General features: G+C 34.3%; 19 protein-coding genes. 13 read left to right on the top strand and 6 right to left on the bottom strand.

Annotation, left to right across the window (positions count from 1 at the left end):
* The first annotated feature begins 149 nt into the window (after positions 1–149).
* A complete protein-coding gene (locus tag AAYQ19_RS11165; protein WP_343536335.1) occupies positions 150–1,106 on the top strand; it encodes an MBL fold metallo-hydrolase in 957 nt (318 codons plus the stop codon).
* A 57-nt stretch (positions 1,107–1,163) separates the two neighbouring features.
* Positions 1,164–1,451 (top strand): type II toxin-antitoxin system RelE/ParE family toxin, encoded by a 288-nt coding sequence (locus AAYQ19_RS11170; RefSeq protein WP_343536337.1) that lies wholly within the window; start codon positions 1,164–1,166, stop codon positions 1,449–1,451.
* Here the strand turns inward: AAYQ19_RS11170 and AAYQ19_RS11175 are convergent.
* From AAYQ19_RS11175 to AAYQ19_RS11185, 3 genes are all read right to left on the bottom strand, one after another.
* Positions 1,444–1,755, bottom strand: a complete 312-nt coding sequence (locus tag AAYQ19_RS11175) for a hypothetical protein (protein WP_343536338.1) — start codon at positions 1,753–1,755, stop codon at positions 1,444–1,446. The genes AAYQ19_RS11170 and AAYQ19_RS11175 overlap by 8 nt on opposite strands.
* A gap of 141 nt (positions 1,756–1,896) precedes the next feature.
* A complete protein-coding gene (locus tag AAYQ19_RS11180) occupies positions 1,897–2,436 on the bottom strand; it encodes a 3-hydroxyanthranilate 3,4-dioxygenase (RefSeq protein WP_343536340.1) in 540 nt (179 codons plus the stop codon).
* A 63-nt stretch (positions 2,437–2,499) separates the two neighbouring features.
* Complete coding sequence (locus AAYQ19_RS11185; RefSeq protein ID WP_343536341.1) at positions 2,500–3,594, bottom strand: endonuclease/exonuclease/phosphatase family protein; 1,095 nt, start codon at positions 3,592–3,594, stop codon at positions 2,500–2,502.
* 212 nt (positions 3,595–3,806) lie between these two features.
* Between AAYQ19_RS11185 and AAYQ19_RS11190 the strand changes: the two genes are divergently transcribed.
* From AAYQ19_RS11190 to AAYQ19_RS11235, 10 genes are all read left to right on the top strand, one after another.
* On the top strand, positions 3,807–4,706 hold the full coding sequence (locus AAYQ19_RS11190; RefSeq protein ID WP_343536342.1) for a S66 peptidase family protein: 900 nt from the start codon (positions 3,807–3,809) through the stop codon (positions 4,704–4,706).
* 161 nt (positions 4,707–4,867) lie between these two features.
* The gene (locus AAYQ19_RS11195) at positions 4,868–5,239 is read left to right on the top strand and encodes a YraN family protein (RefSeq protein ID WP_343536344.1); all 372 of its coding nucleotides are present in this window, start codon (positions 4,868–4,870) and stop codon (positions 5,237–5,239) included.
* 119 nt (positions 5,240–5,358) lie between these two features.
* The gene (locus AAYQ19_RS11200) at positions 5,359–6,015 is read left to right on the top strand and encodes a hypothetical protein (protein WP_008466087.1); all 657 of its coding nucleotides are present in this window, start codon (positions 5,359–5,361) and stop codon (positions 6,013–6,015) included.
* A gap of 395 nt (positions 6,016–6,410) precedes the next feature.
* Positions 6,411–6,974, top strand: a complete 564-nt coding sequence (locus AAYQ19_RS11205) for an RNA polymerase sigma factor (protein ID WP_343536345.1) — start codon at positions 6,411–6,413, stop codon at positions 6,972–6,974.
* A gap of 229 nt (positions 6,975–7,203) precedes the next feature.
* Positions 7,204–8,391 (top strand): FecR family protein, encoded by a 1,188-nt coding sequence (locus AAYQ19_RS11210; protein WP_343536346.1) that lies wholly within the window; start codon positions 7,204–7,206, stop codon positions 8,389–8,391.
* 192 nt (positions 8,392–8,583) lie between these two features.
* Complete coding sequence (locus tag AAYQ19_RS11215) at positions 8,584–11,796, top strand: SusC/RagA family TonB-linked outer membrane protein (protein WP_343536347.1); 3,213 nt, start codon at positions 8,584–8,586, stop codon at positions 11,794–11,796.
* Positions 11,797–11,804: 8 nt separating this feature from the next.
* Positions 11,805–13,313 (top strand): RagB/SusD family nutrient uptake outer membrane protein, encoded by a 1,509-nt coding sequence (locus AAYQ19_RS11220; RefSeq protein WP_343536349.1) that lies wholly within the window; start codon positions 11,805–11,807, stop codon positions 13,311–13,313.
* Positions 13,314–13,327: 14 nt separating this feature from the next.
* Positions 13,328–14,407, top strand: a complete 1,080-nt coding sequence (locus tag AAYQ19_RS11225; protein ID WP_343536350.1) for a SusE domain-containing protein — start codon at positions 13,328–13,330, stop codon at positions 14,405–14,407.
* A gap of 108 nt (positions 14,408–14,515) precedes the next feature.
* On the top strand, positions 14,516–15,898 hold the full coding sequence (locus AAYQ19_RS11230) for an alpha-amylase family glycosyl hydrolase (protein ID WP_343536351.1): 1,383 nt from the start codon (positions 14,516–14,518) through the stop codon (positions 15,896–15,898).
* A 48-nt stretch (positions 15,899–15,946) separates the two neighbouring features.
* Positions 15,947–18,127, top strand: coding sequence for a glycoside hydrolase family 97 protein (locus tag AAYQ19_RS11235; RefSeq protein ID WP_343536353.1), 2,181 nt, complete (start codon positions 15,947–15,949; stop codon positions 18,125–18,127).
* A 170-nt stretch (positions 18,128–18,297) separates the two neighbouring features.
* On the opposite strand, the gene mfd is transcribed toward AAYQ19_RS11235, so the two are convergent.
* Both mfd and AAYQ19_RS11245 read right to left on the bottom strand, forming a co-directional pair.
* The gene (gene mfd, locus AAYQ19_RS11240; protein ID WP_343536355.1) at positions 18,298–21,663 is read right to left on the bottom strand and encodes a transcription-repair coupling factor; all 3,366 of its coding nucleotides are present in this window, start codon (positions 21,661–21,663) and stop codon (positions 18,298–18,300) included.
* Entirely contained in the window at positions 21,656–22,264 is a 609-nt protein-coding gene (locus AAYQ19_RS11245) for a hypothetical protein (RefSeq protein WP_343536357.1), read from the bottom strand. The genes mfd and AAYQ19_RS11245 overlap by 8 nt, the downstream gene beginning before the upstream one ends.
* Before the next feature lie 308 nt (positions 22,265–22,572).
* Here AAYQ19_RS11245 and AAYQ19_RS11250 point away from each other — a divergent pair, with 308 nt between their 5' ends.
* The gene (locus AAYQ19_RS11250; protein WP_343536359.1) at positions 22,573–23,511 is read left to right on the top strand and encodes an L-threonine 3-dehydrogenase; all 939 of its coding nucleotides are present in this window, start codon (positions 22,573–22,575) and stop codon (positions 23,509–23,511) included.
* A gap of 412 nt (positions 23,512–23,923) precedes the next feature.
* Here the strand turns inward: AAYQ19_RS11250 and AAYQ19_RS11255 are convergent, their stop codons facing one another.
* On the bottom strand, positions 23,924–25,804 hold the full coding sequence (locus AAYQ19_RS11255) for a M1 family metallopeptidase (protein ID WP_343536360.1): 1,881 nt from the start codon (positions 25,802–25,804) through the stop codon (positions 23,924–23,926).
* Positions 25,805–25,859 lie beyond the last annotated feature (55 nt).

The following is a 25,859-nucleotide window of genomic DNA, read 5'->3' on the forward strand; positions in this document are numbered from 1 at the left end:
TATGTAAAGATATTCTTTTAGAATTAATTTCAAATTGAAGTGTCATCATAAATACCCGTAAATTTAAGATTATTTAATAGTATTAACAGAAATAGAGCCGTATTTATTGGATTTATTTAGTGAAATTTGCACTACTTAAAAAATGAATTATGACCAACTTTAGTCGACTTTTGCTTTGTTTCCTTTTAATTTCAGCGAATGCTTTTGCACAAAAAGAAAAATCTTCTTTCCAAGTTGTTCCGCTGGGAATAAAAGGCGGAATCGATGAAAAAAATCTTTCTGCTTATTTATTAGCGCCTTCAAACACAAAGGATTTTATTTGTCTTGATGCCGGAACTGTGAATGCCGGAATCGAAAAAGCAATTGAAAACAAGGTTTTTAAAGTTTCGACAAGCGAGGTTTTACGAAAATATATCAAAGGATATTTAATTTCGCACGCGCACTTGGATCACGTTTCAGGTTTAATTATAAATTCTCCCGCAGATTCTTCTAAAACTGTTTATGCGACTCAAAAATGTATGGAAATGATGGAAAATCATTATTTCAATGATCAAACTTGGGCAAATTTTGGTGATCATGGACCAGGTTTTCCTTTAAAAAAATACCATTTTCAAGTCTTGAATTTAAACGAAGAAACGCCAATTTCAAATGCAAAAATGACGGTAAAAGCTTTTCCGTTGAGCCATGTTAATCCGTTTGAGAGTACTGCATTTTTAATAAAAAATGATGATTCTTATGCCTTGTACTTAGGTGATACTGGCCCAGATTCCGTTGAAAAAAGCGACAAATTAAAAGCTTTATGGACGGCAGTTGCACCTTTGGTACAAAACAAACAATTAAAAGGAATTTTTATTGAAGTCTCTTTCCCAAATGAACAACCAGATCAATTTTTATTCGGCCATTTGACACCGAATTATTTGATGAAAGAGCTTCAAGTTTTGGAAGATTTGGCAGGAAAAGGTTCGTTGAAAGGTTTCAAAATCGTTGTGACACATTTAAAACCACCAACAAAAAATATCCTAAAACTTAAAGAGCAACTTAAAAATCAAAATGATTTGGGCGTAAGAATTATTTATCCGGAACAAGGGAAGAAGTTTGAGTTGTAAAACTCAATATTTTGTAAGTTTATTTTTATAAATTAGCAAAATATTCAGATTTATAAAATGAAGATTATTTGGTCTAAAAAAGCAGAATACAATTTTGAGAATATTATAAATTATCTTGAACAATTTTGGTCTCCACTTATAGTGCAAAAATTTATCCAAGATGTTTTGCATACAATTCAATTATTGCAAAATAATCCTTTTATTGGAAAATATAATTCAAAGTTGAAATGTCGAAGTATCTTGATTTCAAGAAATGTAACTTTATACTACGAACTCATAGCAGATGATATTGAATTGATTGCTCTTTATAACACTCGACAAAAACCAATCAGTATTTTTATATAAGATTTTTGCTTTTAAGTTTGGCTAGCATTTCTTCATGCGTTATAAAATCTCCATTTTTTATATCAAGTTTGCCTTGTTCAATATCTGCCTTTAATTCAAGCATAAAACTTTCCTCAGGAGAAAGAATTTTTGCAATTGAAAGCATTTCATCGGGAGTAAAAGTCTGAGTTTTCAACTTACGATAAAATGTTGGACTAGGAATGCCAACTTGTTCGATGATATAATTTTTTTTAAAAGGTGATTTAGCCATTAAATCTTCAATATCATTGACGATATTTTTATAAGCAATAATTTCTTGTATCATAATTGAAGTATTTTTATATCGTTTATGATACAAATATAATTCAAAAATAATATAAATCATTAATTTTGAATGAAAATTCACCAGAAAAATCCGACAGGCTTTTAAAACCTGTCGGGTTTACTATTTTATTATAATCAAAAATTATTTCTTCGCCACAAATCTTGGATCAGTTTCCATAACAGTCCCACATTTATCACAAGTTCTTAATTCCTCAGAATTGTAAAAATGTTCAAAATGAGGAAGAAAATCTTTTTCAATATTGTGAAGTTCAAAATACACTTCATACAATTTATGATTGCAATTGTCGCAATGCCAAAGCAAACCATCTGTATATCCTAATCCGGCACGCTTTCTTTCAATCACCAAACCAATTGAGCCTGCTGAACGAACTGGAGAATGTGGTACTTTCGCAGGATGAAGATACATATCTCCTGCATTCAGTTCCATTTCCTTGCGCTCTCCATCTTCCTGAATTACTACTTTTATACTTCCTTCAAGCTGATAAAAAAGCTCTTCGGTTTCATTATAATGATAATCTTTTCGGGCATTTGGTCCAGCGACAATCATGACGATATAATCGCCTGAATCTACATAAAGGTTTTTATTTCCTACAGGTGGTTTTAGTAATTGTCGGTTTTCTTCAATCCATTGGGTAAGATTGAAAGGTTTTGCTATAGCCATTTTTTTTCAGAATTTATGAAATGCTAAGTTAACGAATTTGTAGAGACACATTGCGGCGCGTCTCTACAAATTCTCTCTAATCAAATAAATATAAACCGGAAAATGATCGCTAAAACCAGCTTCAGTCAATGTATTTCGAAGAGGATATCCTTTATATTTTCCTGAATTCTGAATCAAATAAGGTCGATTGAAAATCCCTGCTTTCCAAAATCTATAACTTGAAAAATCTGGCAGTATCAGGGATTGTGTCATTATAATTTGGTCGAAAATGTCCCAGGAATCTCTAAATGCTAAAGTTCCCATTCCTTTTGTTGCCATTTCTTCAAACGGATTAAAAGTTTCAAATTCGGAAGTTTCTGCTTTTTTAGCTTTTGCTCCTAAAGCGACTTTTATACTTTTATTAAACGGTCCATCATTCAAATCTCCCATCGTAATAACTTTCGCAAGGGGATTTATTTGTTGCAACGAATCGATAATTTTTCTGTTCAATCTTCCAGCCGCTTCACGGTACGGACTGCTTGCTTTTTCTCCACCTGATCTGGACGGCCAATGATTAATTATGATATTAATTTCTTCATTTTCCAGAAAACCTGTAACCAAAAGCTGATCTCTCGTAAATACTCGATTATGATCTTCTTTAATTTCAACATCGCCCAAATCTTCATTTTGTTCTTCTTTAGGAACAATTTTGTCTTTGTAAATGATTAAAGGAATATTTGAAAAAGAAGTTGGTCTGAAATATTTTTTCTCATACAAAAGTGCCACATCGATTCCGCGCTGATCGGGTGAATCAAAATGAATAATTCCGTAATCGAGATTTGCAATTTTTTCTTGTTTCACTAAATCTTCGAGAACGCCTCTGTTTTCTATTTCAGAACAGCCAATCAAAGTTGGCGCATTTGAATTTTCAGGAGTTCCAATTTCCGAAATGACTCTTGACAGATTCTTTAATTTTTGCTCGTATTTTTCTTTTGTCCAATGTTGTGCTCCCTCAGGCGTCCATTCATCATCATTCGTATTTGGATCATTAATTGTGTCAAAAAGATTTTCGAAATTGTAAAAGGCTACAGTATGAATATTGTATTTTTTAGATTGACTGCTTAAAATAGAAATTGTAAAAAAAGCGATCAAACAAAAATGAAATTTAATAATTTGCATAACTTTAAAAAATTAAAACGCCAATTTAAATAATTTGTAAGAAATTTCAATTATTTACGCGCTCAAATATTTAAATTTGTCACAGACCAAAATTAAAAACAGCATAAGAAATCATGAATAGCTTCCTTAATCTTAAAAAGAAATTTAACTGCTTTAAAATCGCATTTCTTACTTTTGCTTTACATACACTCACTTGTCAATCTCAACAAATCATGATAACACCGCCTTATTTACAAAAAGGAGATACTGTCGCTCTTTTAGCAACAGCTAGAAAAAATGTCGACGACAATTTAAAACCAACAATTGATTTATTACACAGTTGGGGATTAGAAGCTGTTGTAGGAAGCACTATTGGTCTTGATTACCACCAATTGGCCGGAACTGATGAACAACGCGCCGCCGATTTTCAAAAACAAATGGACAATCCAAATATCAAAGCAATTTGGTGTGTTCGTGGCGGATATGGAACAGTGCGAATGTTAGATTTATTAGATTTTACCAAATTTAAACAGCATCCAAAATGGGTTATCGGCTTTAGTGATGTAACGGTTTTACATAATCATTTAAACACAATGGGCTTTAAATCGTTGCATGCTATAATGCCTGTTACGGTTGCACGCGCTACACCAGAGGCTGTTAGTTCATTAAAAGCAAGTTTATTTGGTGAACCCGTATCCTATTCTATTGCTCCAGACCCAATGAATCGTTTTGGAAAAGCTACTGGAGAACTAGTTGGAGGGAATTTATCAATCTTATACAGTTTATTAGGTTCACCATCGGCAATTGATTGCAAAGACAAAATTTTGTTTATTGAGGATTTAGATGAATACCTTTATCATATTGACCGTATGATGATGAATTTAAGACGAAATGGTTGCATCGAAAATTTGAAAGGAATTGTTATTGGTGGGATGACCAAAATGAAAGACAATGAAGTTCCGTGGGGGAAAAACGCTTTGGAAATCATTGATGATGTGACTAAAAAATATAATATTCCTGTAATTTTCAACTTCCCAGCAGGACATATTAGAGATAATAGAACCCTTATAATGGGAAATACTGTTACAATTGATGTAAATGCTTCCGGAAGCACACTTACTTTCCAAAAATAGTTTTTGAACTGAATTCAGTTTAGAAAAAGCTTTTTAAAAATACCACATAAAAATCTCGCAATCCCGATAATTATCGGGAGCAAAGTCGCAAAGTGTATTTAACTTTTGCGACTTTTTTGCGTGCAAAAAACTTTAAACCTGAAACTTGAAACAAAAAAACAATGGCAGAACACAACGAACTTGGAAAACTTGGAGAAGAGCTGGCTGTCTCCTATCTTGAAGAAAATGGTTATGAAATTTTAGAACGAAACTTTGTTATTCAAAAAGCCGAAATTGATATTATTGCTCAAAAAGAATCCATTTTGGCCATCGTAGAAGTGAAGACAAGATCAAGTTTAGATTTTGGTTCTCCGCAGGATTTTGTCAAACAAAAAAAAATTCAGCTGCTCATAAAAGCAGTAAATGCCTACATAAACGATAGGGAAATGGATTTTGATGACGATTTAAATATTCGTTTTGACATAATTGCAATCCATAAATCCGAGGAAACATTTGCAATTGAGCATCTTAGTGACGCTTTTTATCATTTTTAACATAATTTTTTCTTGTTATAATTGTAACAATTTGTTTTTTTATTTATATTTGCAGAGATTTATAACATCAAATTAACTAAACCAACACAATTAAGTTACAAAAAAAAAGAAAAAAAATTATGAAAACCGTTTCTTCCATCGTCGAAAATTACATCAAAACAAAACCGTTTTTATTAAATGCATTATCACTCGGAATTATCAATTTAACTTCGCTGTCTCGAAATATTATGACCGAGCTGGAAAGTGAGTTTGGCAAAGAGGTAAAACAAGGTGCTGTTGTAATGTCTCTTAAAAGATTGACTGAGGAATTAGATTTTAAATTAAACCACAAAATCAATAAAGTAATCAAGAATATTGGTGAAATCACAGTTCGCTCTGAGCTTACAGATTACACTTTTGCAGCTTCTGAAACTGTTTTAAACAAACAAGCTGATTTAATTTCTGACATTAATGCTTTATCTGATATTTTCTATACCTCATCACGTGGTGTAAACGAAACTAATATTGTAGTGAGCAGCAGTGTGAATCATTTAGTTGAAAAACACTTCATGAGAGAAAAACTAATTCAGAAATTAGACAATTTAGCTTCTATCACAGTTAAGTTGCCAAAAGAAAATATCGTTGTTCCTGGTATTTATTATTTCATTTTCCAACGTTTAGCTTGGGAAGGTATCATCATCAACGAGGTAATTTCGACTTCAAATGAATTTACGATTTTAGTTGGTGAAGATCAAGTTGACGTTGCTTTCAAAGTAATCAAAGATTTGAAAAACTAATAAAACAGAATTTAATTTTAGATCAATTATATAGATTCAATTTTCAATAATCCTTTTGTCTTTTACAAAAAAGATGAAAGGATTTTTTGATTCAAAAAATTGAAGAATCTCCAATTCTAATTTTGAACAATAAGAATATTCTCAGAATTAAAAATTCAGAATAGTTAATTTTTAAATTTTCAGCCAAAAAGTTATCAACTTGATAAAAAGCATTTTACCAGCGTATTTGCTGACTTTGAAGTTGCAATAATTTTTAAAAAACACAAATAAGTGTAATTTTTGACTTTTATATGCGAATTATATTTTTATATATTTGCTAACCACTCAACACATTAGAGTATCGATTTTGATAGTATCGTAATATAATTAGATTTAAATACAAACTAATTAATTTAATGTTGGAAGCCAAAGATCATAGCGACAAATTATTGGTAAACGAACTAAAAAATGGCAGCGAAAAAGCATTTCGTTCCCTTTTTGATTTGTATTACCAAGACATCTATGGCTACAGCATTAGTCTATTAAAATCGAAAGAAGCTGCCGAAGAAAATGTTCAGGATGTTTTTATGAAGGTATGGCAGCATCGCGAAAACTTGAATCTGGAGCAGTCATTTAAGGCTTATATTTTCACCATTGCGCGAAATCAAGCTTTTAATACTTTAAATAAAGCTGCAAACGATCAGGTTTTAAAAGAAGCTGTTTTTTATGAAAGCCAAAAATCTCATGAATACGGCGATTATTCGATTCGCGAAGAAGATTGCAAAAAACTTCGCAAACAAGCTATAAAACAATTGCCCCCCAAGCGAAAGCAAATTTTTAAAATGTCCCGAAAGAAAGGCATGAGTTACGAAGAAATAAGTCAGGAACTCGGCATCTCTATAAATACTGTCAGGAACCAAATGAGCAAAGCACTGGAATCCATGCGAGTCTTTTTTCAAGTTCATGATGAAATTATCTAAACCAAAAAACCACAAACCATTAAAATCACTTCTAATCGAGTGATTTTTTTTTGCTCTTTTCTTAAAAAAAATATTCCCGTAAACATCAGTAAAATCAATACTTTCCATCGATTTTAAACAAAATCGAGCATACAAAAAATGTTAAAATTGAAAAATTTCTAACGTTTGAGTAGTAGTAAACTTATTCTCAACTGTATTATATAAAACCCCGACCTAAAAACAATTCGTAATGAATTCAAATTCTGAAATGCAACGTCTTTTACAAAAGTTTGTTTTGAACCAATGTACGCCCGAAGAAACAAACGAGGTGATTGCTTATTATAAAAAAAATCAGCTTACTGATGATTTCCCAACGGTAGAAGATGTTCAAAATCTTTTGGACGAAATGCCAAAAATGGACAAACAAACTGCCGATGCTATTTTCATGAATATTTTATCTGCTTCAAAAGAAGAAGAAAAAGATGAAACTATAATTGAAATGCCGGCAAGAAAATCGAATTATAGAAAATACATTTCGATTGCAGCGTCTGTTGTTGTTTTATTGGGAATTGGTTTTTTCTACAAACAAAGTCTTTCAACTAAATCTGCTGAAAAACAATTTGATTTCAAAAGCACTGATATTGTCCTTCAATTAGAAAACGGAGATATTCAGGTAATTTCTGAAAACAATTCATCGCAGGTAAAAGATGCAAATGGAAATATTGTTGGAAATCAAACTGGAGATAAATTAGTTTATGAAAACAGTTCAAATCCTGAAAAATTGGTTTACAACACCATCAAAATTCCGTACGGAAAAAAATTCCGTCTTCAATTATCAGACGGAACATTTGTTCATCTTAATTCGGGAACAACCTTAAAATATCCAATAAAATTTATAGCTGGAGAAAACAGACAAGTATTTCTTGATGGAGAAGCTTTTTTTGATGTTGCCAAAGACAAAGAACATCCATTTATCGTAAATGCCGACAACTTAAATGTTCGAGTTTTAGGTACGCATTTCAACGTTTCTAATTATCCTGAAGATACTTCAACCGATGTTGTTTTGGTCGAAGGCTCAGTTGGAATGTACGAATCGAACGAGCAATTTGACGCATTAAAAAACACCATTTTGAAACCTGGATTTAAAGGCAGTTTCAATAAAGAAAATGCCAAAATTTCAACTAAAGCTGTTCTTACTGATATTTATACTTCATGGATAAATGGTGGCCTGACTTTCAGAAATATGACGTTCAAAAACATTATTACAAAGCTTGAAAGACGCTATAATGTTACAATTGTAAACAAAAACGAAAAACTAGCCAACGAAAAATTCAATGCCAGCTTCAAAGAAGAATCTATTGAAAACGTTATGAGCTATTTCAATGATATTCATGGTATTAATTATACTATAAAAGACAATCAAATACTAATTAAATAACCACTTAAAACCAAGAAAAAACTATGACGAACTAACATTACGGGAATAAAAAAATCGGAAAGAGCTGCGAACAATTTCCGATTAACTAAGTGATTGAATATAACGAATTAACTACAATCAATTAACAAAATTATGAAAAAAAAATCAAAGAATACTGGGTTTCTATACCGAGTGTTCCAAAATGACCTAAAATTGAAACTAACTACACTACTTATTTTGGTCGCCATGTTTAATATTAGAGCGAATACTTATGCCCAAAAGACAAAAGTTACGCTAGAATTAAACAATTCAACAATCGAAAAGGTTATTGAGACCATAGAACAAAAAACAGATTTCAGATTTATTTACAAGCTGAACGATATCGATTTGGATCGAACCGTTTCAATTTCAGTAAAAGATCAATCGATTTATGTGGTTCTAGATAAGATTTTTAAAGGAACTCCAACCGAATTCAAAATTCGTGATACACAAATAATCCTTAAAAAACCTGAGCTAAAAACAGAAGTAATTCCGTTTCAAAAACAAACCGTATCAGGTGTAATTACAGATGAAAATGGTTTGCCATTACCCGGAGCTTCAGTTATTGAAGAAGGAACAAAAAACGGAATGGTAACTGATTTTGACGGAAAATACAAACTTACAGTTGAAAGCAGTCAATCTGTTATTGTGGTTTCTTTTGTTGGATACAAAGAGAAAAAAGTAATCGCTAATCAAAGCATAATCAATATTCAGCTTGTTCCAGATGCAACTGACCTTCAAGAAATTGTAGTAGTTGGTTACGGAACTACAGCTAAAAAAGATGTAACTGGAGCTGTTTCTTCAATTGCTGCAAAAGACATGAATCAAGGCGCGATTGTAAATCCGCTACAATTGATTTCTGGAAAAGCTGCTGGTGTTAATATCACGCAAATTGGTAGTGAGCCAGGCTCAGGGCCAAGTGTGCGTATTAGAGGAATTTCTTCATTAATTGGAGGAAATGATCCATTGGTAGTTGTAGATGGAATCCAAGGAAACTTAGATTTATTGAATCAAGTACCACCAACTGAAATTGAAACTATTGATGTTTTAAAAGATGCTTCTGCTACTGCTGTTTATGGTTCTCGTGGAGCTCCTGGTGTAATCATTGTGACGACTAAAAAGAATAAAGCAGGAAAAACAACTATGGAATACATTGGATCTACTTCTGTAGATTTTATTCCAAAAAAATTAGACATGCTTGATGCTAATCAATGGTGGGATACTGCTCAAAAATATGGCGTTCCTGCATCTGCTAATCACGGTTCAAATACAAATTGGTATGGCCTTTTGACGCAAACTGGAATTACGCAAACGCATACATTATCTTTTGGTGGCGGAACAGATAAATTTAATTACAGAGCTTCAATCACGGCAATTATGCAAGATGGAGTTGTAATTAATTCAAGCAACCAAAAATACATTGGACGTATTCAAGCAACTCAATTAGCGCTTAATGACAAATTAAAATTGACTTTTAATTTAAATACAGGTGTTAATAATACCACAAACAGTATTGCTAGTATTGGAACTGTTGCCTATATGTCAAACTTAATTACAAATTCATTATTAGCAAGACCTACTGATCCTGTTTTTAATCCGGATGGAACCTATTTTACAGATGCTGCCGTATTTCATTATTTAAATCCATATGCAGCCGCACAAGAAGTAACTAATGAAACTCAAAATGATAATTTATTTGGAAGCTTAAAAGCAGATTTAGATTTAGGAAAAGGTTTTTCAGCAAACTGGTTTGGAAGCTGGAGAAAAACGAATAGAACTGCAGGCTATTACATGCCAGCAGAATCAACAGATAATAATGCAATCGAGCAACACGGTTTTGCTAATATCGATAACAGTAGACAAAATGAAAAGCTAACGAATATCAGTCTTACCTATAAAAAAACTTTTGGAATTCACAGTTTTAATGCATTGGCTTTATACGAATGGCAAAGCCAGACTTATCAAGGTAATTACACTCAAGCAAGAGGTTTTATTAGTGATGAAGCAACTTACAATGCGCTACAATTTGGCGATTTATCAAAAGTAAGAGCTGGAGATATCAGATCTTATAAAAATGATAGATCATTAGTTTCTTATTTAGGAAGACTAAACTACTCTTTATTAGACCGTTATTTATTGACAGCAAGTATCAGACGAGATGGTTCATCTGTATTTGGTGCAAACAACAAATGGGGAAATTTCCCGTCAGCATCTGTTGCATGGCAAATCAACAAAGAGTCGTTCATGTTGAATCAAAATTTGTTTAACGAATTAAAATTGCGTGTTGGGTATGGTGTAACGGGTAACCAGCAAGGGCTTTATCCGCAGACTTCACTTCCATTAGTTGACAGTGCAGGAAATATTTATTTTGGAGGCTCTATCATCACCAATTTCACCATTGCTCAAAATGCAAATGCTGATTTGAAATGGGAAACTAAAAAACAAACCAACATTGGACTTGATTTTGGTCTTTTTGACAATCGATTAAGAGGTGGTTTTGATGTTTACGATTCTACTACAGATAATCTTTTGTTTGATTATACAGTACCTCAACCTCCGTATCCTTATAATAAAATCAAAGCAAACGTAGGAAGTATTTCAAACAAAGGTCTTGAAGTTGCTCTTGCTTATGATGTTATCAGAAATGAAAACAGTACACTAACACTAGCTGGAAACGTATCTTTAATGAAAAACGAAGTACTTAATTTAAGTGGCAGCATTAATGGCATTCCTTTAAACACAAACTTTGTAAACTGGGGAGCACCAAACTCATTACTGGTACAAGGAAAACCAATCGGTTCATTTTATATTTTAGAAAGTACAGGTACAAATGGTAATGGTGTAGAAACTGTAAAAGATATAGACGGAGATGGTAAAATTGATCAAGGTGCTACAAGCGCAGATCGTTATTATGCAGGTTCAGCATTACCAACTTACACTTTTGCATTCAACCCATCTTATAGATACAAAAACTTTGACGTTTCTATGTTATGGAGAGGTTCTGGAGGAAATAAAATCTACAATAACCTTAATCAAAGGCTTAGTATGTTGGAGAACACAGGTAGTTCAAACGTTTTACAAAGTGCTGTTGATAAAGGAATCTTTTCTTCTCCTTACGCATCTGATTTATGGTTAGAAGATGGTTCGTTTGTCCGTTTAGAAAATGTTACTGCTGGATATAGTTTCCGTTTTACTGATAAATATGTAGACTCTATTCGACTTTCTCTTACCGGAAACAATTTACTACTGCTTACAAATTACACAGGTGTTGATCCTGAATTGAACGTAAGCGGAAGTGGTGATCCTAATGATAATTTTGGTGGTGATAAAGGAATTTATCCTCGTACCAGAAGTGTTGCATTTGGTTTGACTGTAAAATTTAAATAGTAGAAGAAATGAAAATTAAAAATATAGTAATAGCAGGAAGCGTATGTTTCGCTACCCTTTTTAGCTGTACAGATCTTAATGAAAATATATACGACAAATATCAACCGGACAGCTTTTACGGAACTCCTGAAGGAGCAAACATTGCTCTGGCGAGTGTTTATGCAGAAATTCCAGGTGACTTTGAACGTAAAGGCGTTCCTGGCGTAGGTTATGCAGGGGCAGATAACGGCTGGTACGACATGAACTGTATGTCATCAGACGAACAAGTAATTCCACACAGAAATGACGGTAACTGGCAACAGGATTTTGCTCGTTTGCACAAACACGAATGGCTTCCTTCTGAGTACATCATCAATAATACTTGGAACTGGCTTTACAAAGGTATTTTCAATGCCAATTTAGCTGTTGAATTACTAGAAAAATCAAATGCTGATCCATCAAAAATTGCTGAAGCAAAAGTGTTACGTGCTTTCTTTTATTACTTATTGATTGACGATTTTGGCGATGTGCCTTTTTACACAGAAAACAACATTACTGTTGATAAAATTCCGCAAGCAAGCCGTAAAACGGTTTATGATTTTATTGTAAAAGAATTAACTGAAAATGTAGAATTGCTTTCTGTTACAAAAGGAGGAAATTATTACGGAAGATTCAACAAATGGGCAGGTTATACGTTATTAGCGAAAGTATATTTGAATGCTCAAGTGTATACTGGAGAAGCAAAATGGGCTGAATGTTTAGCCGCTTGCAACAAAGTAAGCGAAGGCGGTTTTACACTTCATTCTGGTGCAGAAAATGCGTCTAGCCCATTAGGAAATAAATATTATGAATTATTTGGAGATGTACTCCCAGAGGATGAAACTATTTTGTCAATTTTCGCAACACTTGATGTTGTTTCTCGAAATGTATATGCCGTTCGAAGTGTATATGGACCGCAGGGTACAAAAATGTTTGGACTTGCAGGCTGGAATGGAACTATAGTTCCTACTGATTTCTTCTTGAAATATGCTACAAATGATATCCGAAGAAAACAATTTTTATTTGGAGAACAACCAGGCGGATTCAATTATACACTTGAAGTTGCTTCGTTAGACAATCCTGGAGCTGCGCCTCAAGCTGGAGTTCGCAATGTCAAATTTTATCCTGCAGGTGCACAAACAGGCGGTGGAGCTTCAAATGACTTTCCTATTTACAGATATGCCGATGTTATCTTAATGATGGCAGAATGCAACGCGCGTTTAGGAAATGCTGCTGCTGCAAAACCATTTGTAGATCAAATTAGACAACGTGCTGGTTTAGATCCTTTGGCTGCAAACCCAACTCTTGATGATATTTATAATGAAAGAGGATTCGAATTAAACTGGGAAGGCCACCGAAGACAAGACATGATTCGTTTTGATAAATTTTTATTAGCAAATCAATTCAGACCAGCTTCTCCTGCTTACAGAAAATTGTTCCCAATTCCAACATCTGCTTTAGATGCGAATCACGGACTTAAACAAAATCCAGGTTATTAAAAACGAAAACTATCATGAAAAAATATATCAATAAATTATTCGTACTTGGCAGTTTGCTTTTTATAGCTGCTTCTTGCGAAACCGAAGGACAATTAACAACCTTAGCAACGGTAACTTTTCCTTCTGCAATTGAAGCTTCGTCAAGTAAAATAGTGCTTAAAGAAGATGTTTCAGATCAGCCAGCTTTACTTATTTCTTGGCCAAAAGTAACGTATCCGATTGCAGCTCCTGTGAGCTATGCTATACAATTTGATTTGCCTACAGATATTAAAGGAAATGAAGCATGGGGAAAAGCCATAAGAGTTGAAGCTGGAGAAGATGTTTTAAGCAAATCTCTTACTGGAGCTGAATTGAATAAAATTGCCACAGATTTAGGCATGAAACCTAATGTTGCTGCAGAATTAGTAATTCGAGTAGAAGCTAATATGGATCACCGAGTTTATTCAAATCCTATTACAATACAAGTTACTCCTTACTTGAAAACTGTTGTTATAGGCGAAATTTATATGCCGGGAAGTTATCAAGGGTGGGCTGTAGAAACGGCTGCTGCTTTAACAGAAATTCAAATAGGAGTTTATCAAGGTTATATGACTTTACCTGAAGGTGCAGGTCCTGGATTTAAATTAAACAAAGCAAGAAACTGGGCTCAATTCTATGGTGCAGGCGATACAAATGCCGATATGAAAAATATGAGTGATACTGATTTTACACTTCCTGCTGCAGGTTCATACCAAATAAAAGCAAATTTAAATACGCTGAAATGGAGCGCAACGCCTTATTCTTGGGGAATTGTTGGAACTTCTCAGCCGGGAGGATGGGACAATAGTACGCCTATGAGTTATGACCACCAAACAAAAACTTGGAAAATTACGACCAATTTGGTAACAGGAGCACTAAAGTTTAGACTAAACAATAGTTGGACTATCAATTATGGCCCAGCAGATCCTTCAACGAATACAATTAATTTAGATAACGGAAATGCTTACGACATTCCTGAAGCAGGACTTTATGAAGTAACGTTCAAGATTAATGAAGTAGATCCAACAAGCAATGGCTATCCAAAAACAGCAACTTGTACGATCGTTAAAAAATAATCTAACATTGTAATAAAGCTAGATTAGTTTGAGTGATACCTGCCTTTTTTGAGCGAAAGGCAGGCTATCTTTCAACTCGGCATTTATTATAAACTAAATCGAAAAAATATGAAATTCAATATAAAACCTATTTATACATTTCTGCTGGCTTTGGCATTCCTATCATGCAGTTCGTCTGATGATAATGAAGCGACTCCAGTTTCTCCTTATACGCAATATGGAGCTTCTTTCGAAAAAATGCCAAAAAAGGAAGACGCCATTATTTATCAAGTAAACATTCGTGCTTTTAGTCAAGCAGGAACATTAAAAGGAGTTCAAGACAGATTGACTCAAATTCAAGAATTGGGAGTAAATGTGATTTATTTAATGCCTGTTTATCCTGTTGGAAAAGTAAAAGCTTCGGGAGAACTTGGTTCACCTTATGCTGTAAAAGATTATAAAGCCGTAAATCCTGATTTTGGAACTTTACAGGATCTTCAAACTTTAGTGGAAGAAGCACATAAAAAAAACATGGCCGTTATTTTGGACTGGGTTGCCAATCATACTTCTTGGGACAATGCTTGGATTACAGAGCATAAAAATTGGTATCAACAAGACGCAAGCGGAAACATTATTATTCCTCCAGGAACAAACTACAATGATGTTGCACAACTAGATTTCAATAATACTGAAATGAAAGATGCAATGATCGATGCCATGTCATATTGGATTTACAATGCAAATATTGACGGTTTCAGATGTGATTATGCCGATTTAGTGCCTCAAAATTTCTGGTCTGATGCGATAACAAAATTGAGAAAAATCAAAAAAAATCAAAATATTTTGATGCTTGCCGAAGGTTCAAAAGTGAATCATTTTGTGGCTGGTTTCGATTACACATTCGGATTTAATTTTTTCTCAACTTTAGAAAAGCTTTTTAAAGAAAATAAATCTGCACTTACGATTCAGCAATCAAATGCGACAGAATATGCAACAAATTATAACCCAGAAAACAGAATTGTAAGATACACCAGTAATCATGATGTAAATCTTGCAGAAGGAACGCCGTTAGAGCTTTTTGGAGGCAAAAAAGGATCTATCGCAACATTTGTTGTTGCTGCCTATTTAAAATCGGTTCCAATGATTTACAACGGACAGGAAATTGGTTATGACAAAAGGCTAAATTATTTTGCAAAAACGCCAATTGATTGGTCAACTGCAGATGCTTCAATGCTTGCCGAATACAAAAAAATCATCGCTTTCAGAAACACAAGCAATGCTATTAAAACAGGAGAATTTAATGGTTACAGTAGTGATGCCGTTTGCGCTTTTACAATGACAAAAGAAGCCGAAAAAGTTTTTGTTCTTTCTAATTTGACCAGTTCAACTGTTAAACATCTTGTTCCATCAACTTTAAAAGGAAACTGGAAAGATGCTTTTACAGGAACTGCTATTACTGTTGGTTCAGAAATAACGCTTCAGCCTTTTCAATATTTAGTATTGAAAAATTAATTCCAAGGCAATTTTAAATAAAATTAAATTTGCACAAAACCAAATAACATGAATTTTCAATCCCAAAAAATGTTGCTTCAAATTCGTTTGGGCAAAAAAACAGCGCTTTTATTTTTTGCATTCGCCAATTCATTTTGGCTTCAAGCTCAAGAAATAACTTCGCCAGACAAAAATCTTTCTTTAAAGTTTGAATTAAAAGAAGGCGGAATTCCGTCTTATCAATTATCATACAAGCAGAAAGCTGTTATTAAGCCGAGTTCCTTAGGTTTAGAACTTCAAAATAATGCTTCGTTTATGGATGGTTTTGCAATTACAAATACCGCACAAACTTCTGTTGATGAAAGTTGGAATCCTGTTCTAGGTGAAGAAAAAACAATTCGCAATCATTATAACGAATTGGTTGTCACTTTGGCACAGCCAAAAAACAATAATCGTTTTATCAGAATCCGTTTTCGATTATTCAACGACGGATTAGGTTTCAGATATGAATTTCCAAAGCAAAACGATTTAAGTTATTTTGTAATTAAAGAAGAACGTTCTGAATTTAATCTGGCTGGAAATCATAAAATTTTCTGGATTCCGGGAGATTATGACACCAATGAATATGCGTACACGACATCAAAGATTTCAGAAATTCCTTCTTTGATGAAAAAAGCAACAATCGAGATTAATGCCCAATGCCCAATCAAAGAATTGTCTGTACAAACACCATCGATGATGAAATCTGATGATGGTTTATACATCAATATTCATGAGGCAGGATTAATCAATTATCCAGCAATGTATCTGGAAGTTGATGCTCAAAACAACAAAATGAAAAGTCATTTGGCACCAGATGCTCTTGGCGCGAAAGGTTATATGCAAACCGATGCACAATCGCCTTGGAGAACTATTGTGGTAAGCGATAAAGCGACTGATATTTTGGCTTCGAAATTAATTCTGAATCTTAATGAACCTACAAGTTACAAAGATGTTTCTTGGATCAAACCGGTGAAATTTATCGGAATTTGGTGGGAATATTTTGTGGCTGGAAGAAGCACATGGGCTTTTGGAAAAGAAAACAATGTAAAATTAACTGATGATTTTACAAAATTGACTCCAAACGGGAAACATGGCGCCACAACAGAACGTGCAAAAGAATACATTGATTTTGCTTCTAAAAATGGTTTTGATGCGATTCTGATCGAAGGTTGGAACATTGGCTGGGAAGATTGGATTGGAAACTGGAAAGAAGAAGTTTTTGATTATGTAACGCCTTATCCAGATTTTGATGTAAAAGCAGTTCATGAATATGCGGCTTCAAAAGGCGTAAAAATTATCATGCATCATGAAACTTCTGGATCGGCTACGAATTACGAACGTCGTTTGGATCGTGCTTTTCAATATATGAATGACAACGGTTACGATGCAGTAAAAACAGGTTATGTAGGGAAAATTATTCCGCGAGGCGAACATCATGACGGGCAATGGATGGTAAATCATTACATCAATGTTGCCAAACGCGCTGCCGATTATAAGATCATGATTGATAGTCACGAAGCCGTTCGCCCAACTGGTTTGAATCGAACTTTCCCAAACTGGATTGCGCAAGAATCTGCTCGTGGAACTGAATTCGAATCAATGGGAGGTCTAGCTCCAGATCATACTACCATTTTGCCTTTTACAAGATTAATGGGAGGCCCAATGGATTATACGCCTGGGATTTTCCAAACTGATCTTTCGTATTACGGCACTGGGAGCACGCAACGTGTAAACACTACTTTGGTAAAACAATTGGCTTATTATGTAACGATGTACAGTCCGTTGCAAATGGCAGCTGATATTCCAGGAAACTATGAGCGTTTTCCAGATGCATTTCAATTCATCAAGGATGTGGCTGTAGATTGGGATAACAGTTATATTCTCGAAGCTGAACCGGGAGATTATATTACAATTGCCCGAAAAGCAAAAGGCAAAAACGAATGGTTCATTGGTGGAATCACTGATGAAAATGCAAGAACTGCAAACATTTCATTTGACTATTTGCCTGCTGGAAAAAACTACATTGCAACCATTTATGCTGACGCGAAAGAAGCAAGCTGGAATCAAAATCCGCAGAAATATACAGTTACTAAAGTTATCGTAAACTCAAAAACGAAATTAAAACAGTATTTGGCTTCTGGTGGTGGTGTTGCCATCAGCATCAAAGAAGGAAATGCTTCAGAATTAAAAGGATTGAAAAAAATATAAAAAACTTTGGTCGGTTAATTAGTAGTAAAAATGGCGTAGAGAATTTCTTTACGCCATTTTTTTTACTTTTTTTTCGCCACGACCCGAGCGACAGCTAATAGGCGAAGCAATTCACGAATTATTTTTGAAAATCTGCTTAAAATAAATTCGTGAATTCGTGGCTATTTTTTTTACTCCTCAAACAATTCCATCAATTCCAGCGCACGTTTTATCGACTTCACATTTTCAAAAGTCAATAACAAGCGTAATCCGTTTACGGTTTGTTTTTCTTTCATTTTGCAGAGTGAACTGTGTTTTTGAACGAAGTTTAAAACGTTTCTGAATTTCACCGATTGGTAATAATCAGATTGTTGGTCTGAGACGAAATAACCAATCATTTTGCCTTGTTTCAACACTAATTTCTCAATTCCCACTTTCGTTGCAATCCATTTGATTCTGATGCTGTTTAGTAAAGCAACTGCAGGTTTTGGCAATGGCCCGAAACGGTCGATTAGTTTTTTCTCGAATTCCTGTAAACCGGCTTCGTCTTTTATCGCGCCCAATTCGTTGTATAAAACCAAACGTTCTGAAACGTTGTTGATATATTCATCTGGGAATAATAACTCGAAATCGGCATCGATTTGAATGTCTTTTACGTATTCTTTTGTGTCGATGTCGTTTTCTTCAGGATACAAATCTTTGAATTCGTTTTCTTTCAATTCTTCGATCGCTTCATTCATGATTTTTTGGTACGTATCAAAACCAATTTCGTTAATAAAACCGCTTTGCTCTCCACCTAATAAATCTCCTGCTCCACGAATCTCCAAATCTTTCATCGCAATATTGAAACCGCTTCCTAATTCGCTAAATTGTTCCAGCGCCTGAATACGTTTTCTCGCATCTTCAGTCATGGATGAATATGGCGGACAGATGAAATAACAGAATGCTTTTTTGTTGCTTCGCCCTACTCGACCACGCATTTGATGCAAATCTGATAATCCGAAATTATTAGCATTATTGATAAAAATTGTGTTAGCATTTGGAACATCCAATCCGCTTTCGATGATTGTGGTTGCGACCAAAACATCAAAATCTCCGTTCATGAAACCTAACATCAATTCTTCGAGTTTCGCACCGTCCATTTGTCCGTGGCCGATTCCGACTCTTGCATTTGGAACCAAACGCTGAATCATTCCTGCCACTTCTTTTATATTTTCAATTCGGTTATTGATAAAGAAAACCTGTCCGTTTCTCTGAATTTCATACGAAATTGCATCACGAATAATTTCTTCATTAAAAGTAACCACATTCGTTTCAATCGGATAACGATTTGGCGGAGGCGTTGTAATTACCGATAAATCTCGTGCCGCCATTAACGAAAACTGTAAAGTTCTCGGAATTGGCGTTGCCGTCAACGTCAACGTATCAACATTTGCAGCAATGGTTTTCAGTTTATCTTTTACGTTTACTCCAAACTTTTGTTCCTCATCAACAATCAATAAACCAAGATCTTTAAAAACCACATTTTTGTTTACCAATTGATGTGTTCCAATAACAATATCGAGTTTTCCTTCGGCTAAATCTTTTAGCGTTTGTGTTTTTTGTTTCGCCGTTCTAAATCGGTTTAAGTAACCAATAGAAACCGGCATATCTTTTAAACGTTCAGAAAAAGTTCTATAATGCTGATATGCTAAAATAGTCGTCGGCACCAAAACCGCTACTTGTTTGCTATTGTCAACGGCTTTAAAAGCTGCACGAATTGCAACCTCTGTTTTTCCGAAACCAACGTCACCACAAACCAAACGATCCATTGGACGATCACTTTCCATGTCGGCTTTTACTTCTGCCGTCGATTTCATTTGGTCTGGTGTATCTTCATAAATAAACGAACTTTCTAATTCGTTTTGAAGATAACTGTCAGGCGCAAACTGAAAACCTTTTTCTAAACGACGCTTCGCATACAGCTGAATCAAGTTGAATGCAATATGTTTTACGCGTGCTTTGGTTTTCTGTTTTAAAACCTTCCAAGCGTTTGAACCTAATTTATAGATTTTTGGAGGCGTTCCGTCTTTTCCGTTGTATTTTGAGATTTTATGAAGCGAGTGAATGCTTACATATACAATATCATTATCGGCATAAACCAATTTTATGGCTTCCTGCGTTTTTCCTTCAACTTGAATTTTCTGCAATCCGCCAAACTTCCCGATTCCGTGATCGATGTGCGTTACATAATCTCCTACAGAAAGTGCGGTTAATTCTTTTAAAGTGATATTCTGCTTTTTAGAATAGCCGTTTTTGATGTTGAATTTATGATAACGCTCAAAAATCTGGTGATCTGTATAAGCTGTTATTTGATTTTCTTCATCAATAAAACCTTGATATAAAGTCAATACAATAGTATGATATTGTTTTCTGATGTTTTCTGAATTGGCTTCGTCTAAGCTTTCAAAAATATCATGGAAACGTTTTGCCTGCGTATCATTCGAACAAAACAGATAATTCACATATCCGTTAAAATGATTATCGCTCAAATTATTCAGCAATAAATCAAATTGTTTGTTGAAAGATGGCTGAGGCTGAATGTGGAATTCGAATTTTTTAGTTGTTTTATAAACGGGTCTTGATGCCAATTCTACAACTGAAAAGTCCAAAGATCTTTTTATAAAGGACGCTTGGTTTAAAAACAATTGTTCTGGCGTAGCGTGTTTTATTTCTTTCGACAATTTCTCAAAAGCTTCTTCCGCTCTTGCAAATTGCTTGTCCAACTGACTAAAAAGTCCTTCTGTATTTTGGATAAAAAGAACTGTTTTTTCGGCAATATAATCTAAGAAACTCTCACGGTTTTCCTGAAAAAGTTTGTTTTCAACATTCGGAATAATAGTGATTTTTTTATGCGTTTCTACCGATAATTGTGTTTCAACATCGAAAGTTCTGATGCTATCTACTTCGTTTCCGAAAAACTCAATTCTATAGGGATGATCGTTCGAAAAAGAGAATACATCGACAATTCCTCCACGAACCGAAAATTCTCCTGGTTCTGTAATGAAATCTACTCTTTTGAATTCGTATTCAAACAAAACTTCGTTGATAAAATCAATTGAAATTTTATCGTTTAAAGCTACTTTTAAAGTGTTTTTATCCAGTTCTCTTCTTGTAACTACTTTCTCGAAAAGCGCTTCAGGATACGTAACAATTACAGCTGGTTTTTTACGAGAATTGATTCTATTTAAAACCTCAGCACGAAGCAAAACATTCGCATTATCGGTTTCATCAATCTGGTATGGGCGACGAAATGAAGCGGGATAAAACAATACATCCTGCTCGCCAATCATTTGCTCCAAATCATTTAGATAATATGCGGCCTCTTCTTTGTTGTCTAAAACAATCAAAAAAGGCAGTTCGGTTTTCTTGAAAACGGAACGTATAATAAATGAAACAGCAGATCCTAACAATCCGCTGATATTCATTTTTACTTGATTTCCTTCCAGTAAACTCGTCGCAATCTGCTGCGCTTTTGGCAGATTATCGTAGGTTGTATATAAGGCGTTTTTACTCAACTTTTGGTATATTTGGATCTATTGGCGTCGCCGAATTCGGAATCGCGCGTGTTGTATCTAACATTCTCAGGAAATCTTCTTCTCCTTGCTCTTTTGGAATTTTGGCTTTTTCGACAATCTTATCCATTTGTCTTTCCAATGAAATGATTTCTTTGTTGATTTCTCCAATTAAAAAAGTCACTTTATCGTCTGGAATAGTACTCAGATTGATATATAAGTCCATCATTTTGACTTTGGTGATCAAAATAGAAATTCTGCTTTTTATGGCTGGCTGGTTTAATTCTGCCGGAATATTATTGTTCAAAGCCATCGCCTTTTTTGAAATCGCTTTGGATTTTTTTTGAAAGGCTCCTATTGTTCTTCGTGGTTTTTCTCCAAGCTCTTTTAAAAACTCGCGCCATTCGTTCCATGTGCTTGCATTTTTTTCTGAAGCTTCATTGATTGGCTCATCTATAAAAGTCCACGCTTTATTAATATTATTGAAAATTTTCTCGTTCTTTTTGGCTACTTTTTGATTTTCGGCAAGGCGTTTTGCATTTTCGTCCTGACAAGATTGCAACAGAAAAATCAAAAGTAAAAAGAAAGCTATTTTATATTTCATCTGAAAAAACATTAAGCGACAAAGTTACGAAGTAAATTTACAATTATGAAGGCTGTTTTTTGCTAAAGATTCTATAAATCAAGGTTATTATTTTTCTCGTCAACAAGTTCAAAAAAGCAGCTTTTTTTTGTTTTACTTTTCATTACAAGGCCTTTTAATAGCAAAAATAAAAAGGCACAAAGACACACCCCTGCAAAAGAGAATAATCCAACAAAGAAACTTTTTTATTAACGAATTAATAATTTATGATTCTAAAAAACAGATGTAATTGCGAAAACGTTATATTTGTCTCTCTAAAACTCACAAAGATGAATCCGAAAATATTGATCATTGGCGCATGCGGTCAAATTGGGACGGAACTGACCCAAAAACTACGCAAGCTATACGGAACAGAAAATGTAATTGCTTCTGATATCCGAAAATTAAATACTGACGTTGTTAACTCAGGGCCTTTTGAAGTGGTCAATGCTTTAGATTTTAATCAAATTGAACATTTGGTTGAAGTACATCAAATTACAGATGTTTATTTAATGGCGGCGCTTTTGTCTGCAACTGCAGAAAAAAATCCGGCTTTTGCTTGGGATTTGAACATGAATTCACTTTTTCATGTTTTGAATTTAGCAAAAGCAAAAAAAATCAAAAAGATTTTCTGGCCTTCAAGTATTGCTGTTTTTGGTCCAACAACTCCAAAAGAAAATACACCACAATATACTGTAATGGAACCTTCAACAGTTTACGGAATTAGTAAACAAGCAGGCGAAAGATGGTGCGAATACTACCATAATATTTATGGTGTTGATGTTCGCAGTATTCGTTATCCTGGCTTAATCAGCTGGTCGACTCCTCCGGGCGGTGGAACTACAGATTATGCTGTTGATATTTTCTATAAAGCAATTGCCGATAAAAAATACGAATGCTTCCTATCATCTGAAACAAAAATGCCGATGATGTATATGGACGATGCAATTGATGCGACAATCAATATCATGAAAGCGCCAGAAGAAGAAATCAAAATTCATTCTTCATACAATTTAGCTGCAATGAGTTTTACTCCAACTGAGATTGCTGCTGAAATCAAAAAACATATTCCAGAATTTGAAATTACTTATAATCCAGATTTCCGTCAGAAAATTGCGGACAGCTGGCCAGCAAGTATTGATGACAGTTCTGCAAGAGAAGATTGGAACTGGAATCATAAATTTGATTTGGAAACTATGACAAAAGATATGATTGAACATTTGAGTTAAATTATTTTTAGCACAATTTGTTTAATCATTACAAAGTAAAAATCTCAATTGCCTCCAGCTAAAGCTGGAGGTTTTTTGTTTAAAGATAAAAGCTTTAGCCAAACTCGGACAGTTTGGCTAAAGCCCTTTTTGTTGTCATTTTCATTCCTCCAGCTAAAGTTGGGGGCAATTGAAACTTTCTGCTAATAAAATAAATAGTACTATTACAAATTTTTTAAAAGAAGCCTACTGTTTGTATCTAGCCCCGATGGAGGCGGTATCCTTGCTGGCCCGGGCTCGGGCAACAGCGAGATATAGCCGAGAGCGGGAACCCCTGTTTATTAAAATGCCCTTTGTGATGCTTCTGATCATTAAAACAAAAAATCCCGCTTAGAAATTCTAAACGGGACTTTTTTATGTTTTAATTTAAAGCTTATTTCACTTCAAAAACATTGTTTGTTTGTTTAATATCAGCCATTAATCCGCTTGGATCGATAGTGATTTTTTTAATTGCAGTTTTGTTTTTATCGATTGTAAAACTGTAGTTTGATTGCGCCCAAGCCCAGTCATCAAGAACAGTTCTTTTTTCGTTTGGATTTGGATTTGGTTTAATGAAATTCATCATTCGTAATGGAATGTAGAATGTTTCAGAAGTTCCGTCAGTATAATCTACTTTTAAATCGATAGGCATTGGCATTCTTCCAATTCGTTCTAAAGTAACCGTTGTTTTTCCAGAATTGTCGGCAACGTCTTTAATTCCATAATCAATTGTATTTGCTGTTTCTGCCCAATCCACTAAATACCAATCTAATTCAGCGCCAGAAACTCTTTCAGCTGATCTTTTAATATCGTTTGGAGTTGGATGTTTGAATTTAAAATCGTTGAAATATCTTTTTAAAGTTTTGTCAACGTTTTCTTTTCCGATTACATATTCCAATTGTGAAAGGAAAATACTTCCTTTTACATAAGATGAAATGCTGTACGGACGGTTTTCGTCATAACGATCACCATGAGTCGTTTGTGGTTGTTCTTTTCCTGAATTAACTAAATTATAATAAGCTGTATAATTTCCTTTAAACGGATTTGCTTCTTTTTTGTCTCCTTTTAATTCATTCAAAGCACTGTCTTCGATATATGTTGTGAAACCTTCGTCCATCCAAGGGTGTTTTGATTCGTTTGAAGCCAAAATATGTTGGAACCAAGAGTGTCCTAATTCATGCGTTGCAGTTCCAAGAATTCCTTCAAGAGTGCCGCTTCCAAGCATTAAAGTACACATTGCATATTCCATTCCGCCGTCTCCACCTTGAATAAATGAATATTGTTTGTATGGATAAGCTCCAACTCTGTGGTTGTAATAATCCATAACTTTTACCATTAAAGGCTCAAGCTGTTTCCAGTTACCAGTTGTTTTTTCGTCATTTTTGTAGAAGAAATGCAAATCAACATCGTTTGGTCCTTTTACAATATCGTGCGTATATGCTTTATCAGCTGCCCAAGTGAAATCATGAACATTTGGCGCAATAAAATGCCAAGTCAACGTTTTTGTTTTTTTAGGATACGTAACTGTTACGCCTGCATCTTCATAACCGTGTCCAATTGAATTTTTATCTTGTAAATATCCAGAACCTCCGATTGTGTAATCTTTGTCTATTGTAATTTTTACATCAAAATCTCCCCAAACACCGTGAAATTCTCTTGCGATATAAGGATCTGCGTGCCATCCTTCAAAATCAAATTCGGCTAATTTTGGATACCATTGTGACATTGAAAGTTCAACTCCTTCTTTATTATTACGTCCAGAACGACGAATTTGAACTGGAACTTGACCGTCAAAATCTAATGTAAAAGTAGTTTTTGCACCTGGCAAAATTGGCTTAGGCAAAGTCACTTCTAAAATTGTAGATGAAAGTCGCGTTTGAGCCACAACTCCATCTTGTTTAAGATTGCTGATTTTTAGAAATCCAATTTCATTTGGTTTCAAAGTTTCAATTCGGCTTTGTTTGATTTCTTTTCCTTCAGCATCTTTTACTTTGTTAACCATTCTTGCGTCTGGATCTTTTATAGTGTGCAAACGCGCATCCATTTCACTTCCTGGCTGAAATGCATTTGGGTATAAATGATAAAAAACTTTTCTTAAAGTATCAGGAGAATTATTAGTATAAACTAATTCCTGTTTTCCTTTGTATTGATAGGTTTTTACATCCATCGATACTTCCATTTTATAATCAACATGTTGTTGCCAATAAGGAGCACTTTGGGCAAAAGCAGAGTTTAAACCCAAACTCAGAAAGGATAATAGTACAATTTTTCGCATGGTTATTTTAATGAAAATGGAAGAGCTGCCGCCCTTCCATCGGATTAATATATTC

This window comes from Flavobacterium mesophilum (genome assembly GCF_039581405.1).
Lineage (GTDB): Bacteria > Bacteroidota > Bacteroidia > Flavobacteriales > Flavobacteriaceae > Flavobacterium.

Coding starts and splice junctions, on each gene's coding strand:
- AAYQ19_RS11165 (WP_343536335.1), top strand. CDS start 150: ATGACCAACTTTAGTCGACTTTTGCTTTGTTTCCTTTTAATTTCAGCG.
- AAYQ19_RS11170 (WP_343536337.1), top strand. CDS start 1,164: ATGAAGATTATTTGGTCTAAAAAAGCAGAATACAATTTTGAGAATATT.
- AAYQ19_RS11175 (WP_343536338.1), bottom strand. CDS start 1,755: ATGATACAAGAAATTATTGCTTATAAAAATATCGTCAATGATATTGAA.
- AAYQ19_RS11180 (WP_343536340.1), bottom strand. CDS start 2,436: ATGGCTATAGCAAAACCTTTCAATCTTACCCAATGGATTGAAGAAAAC.
- AAYQ19_RS11185 (WP_343536341.1), bottom strand. CDS start 3,594: ATGCAAATTATTAAATTTCATTTTTGTTTGATCGCTTTTTTTACAATT.
- AAYQ19_RS11190 (WP_343536342.1), top strand. CDS start 3,807: ATGATAACACCGCCTTATTTACAAAAAGGAGATACTGTCGCTCTTTTA.
- AAYQ19_RS11195 (WP_343536344.1), top strand. CDS start 4,868: ATGGCAGAACACAACGAACTTGGAAAACTTGGAGAAGAGCTGGCTGTC.
- AAYQ19_RS11200 (WP_008466087.1), top strand. CDS start 5,359: ATGAAAACCGTTTCTTCCATCGTCGAAAATTACATCAAAACAAAACCG.
- AAYQ19_RS11205 (WP_343536345.1), top strand. CDS start 6,411: ATGTTGGAAGCCAAAGATCATAGCGACAAATTATTGGTAAACGAACTA.
- AAYQ19_RS11210 (WP_343536346.1), top strand. CDS start 7,204: ATGAATTCAAATTCTGAAATGCAACGTCTTTTACAAAAGTTTGTTTTG.
- AAYQ19_RS11220 (WP_343536349.1), top strand. CDS start 11,805: ATGAAAATTAAAAATATAGTAATAGCAGGAAGCGTATGTTTCGCTACC.
- AAYQ19_RS11225 (WP_343536350.1), top strand. CDS start 13,328: ATGAAAAAATATATCAATAAATTATTCGTACTTGGCAGTTTGCTTTTT.
- AAYQ19_RS11230 (WP_343536351.1), top strand. CDS start 14,516: ATGAAATTCAATATAAAACCTATTTATACATTTCTGCTGGCTTTGGCA.
- AAYQ19_RS11235 (WP_343536353.1), top strand. CDS start 15,947: ATGAATTTTCAATCCCAAAAAATGTTGCTTCAAATTCGTTTGGGCAAA.
- AAYQ19_RS11245 (WP_343536357.1), bottom strand. CDS start 22,264: ATGAAATATAAAATAGCTTTCTTTTTACTTTTGATTTTTCTGTTGCAA.
- AAYQ19_RS11250 (WP_343536359.1), top strand. CDS start 22,573: ATGAATCCGAAAATATTGATCATTGGCGCATGCGGTCAAATTGGGACG.
- AAYQ19_RS11255 (WP_343536360.1), bottom strand. CDS start 25,804: ATGCGAAAAATTGTACTATTATCCTTTCTGAGTTTGGGTTTAAACTCT.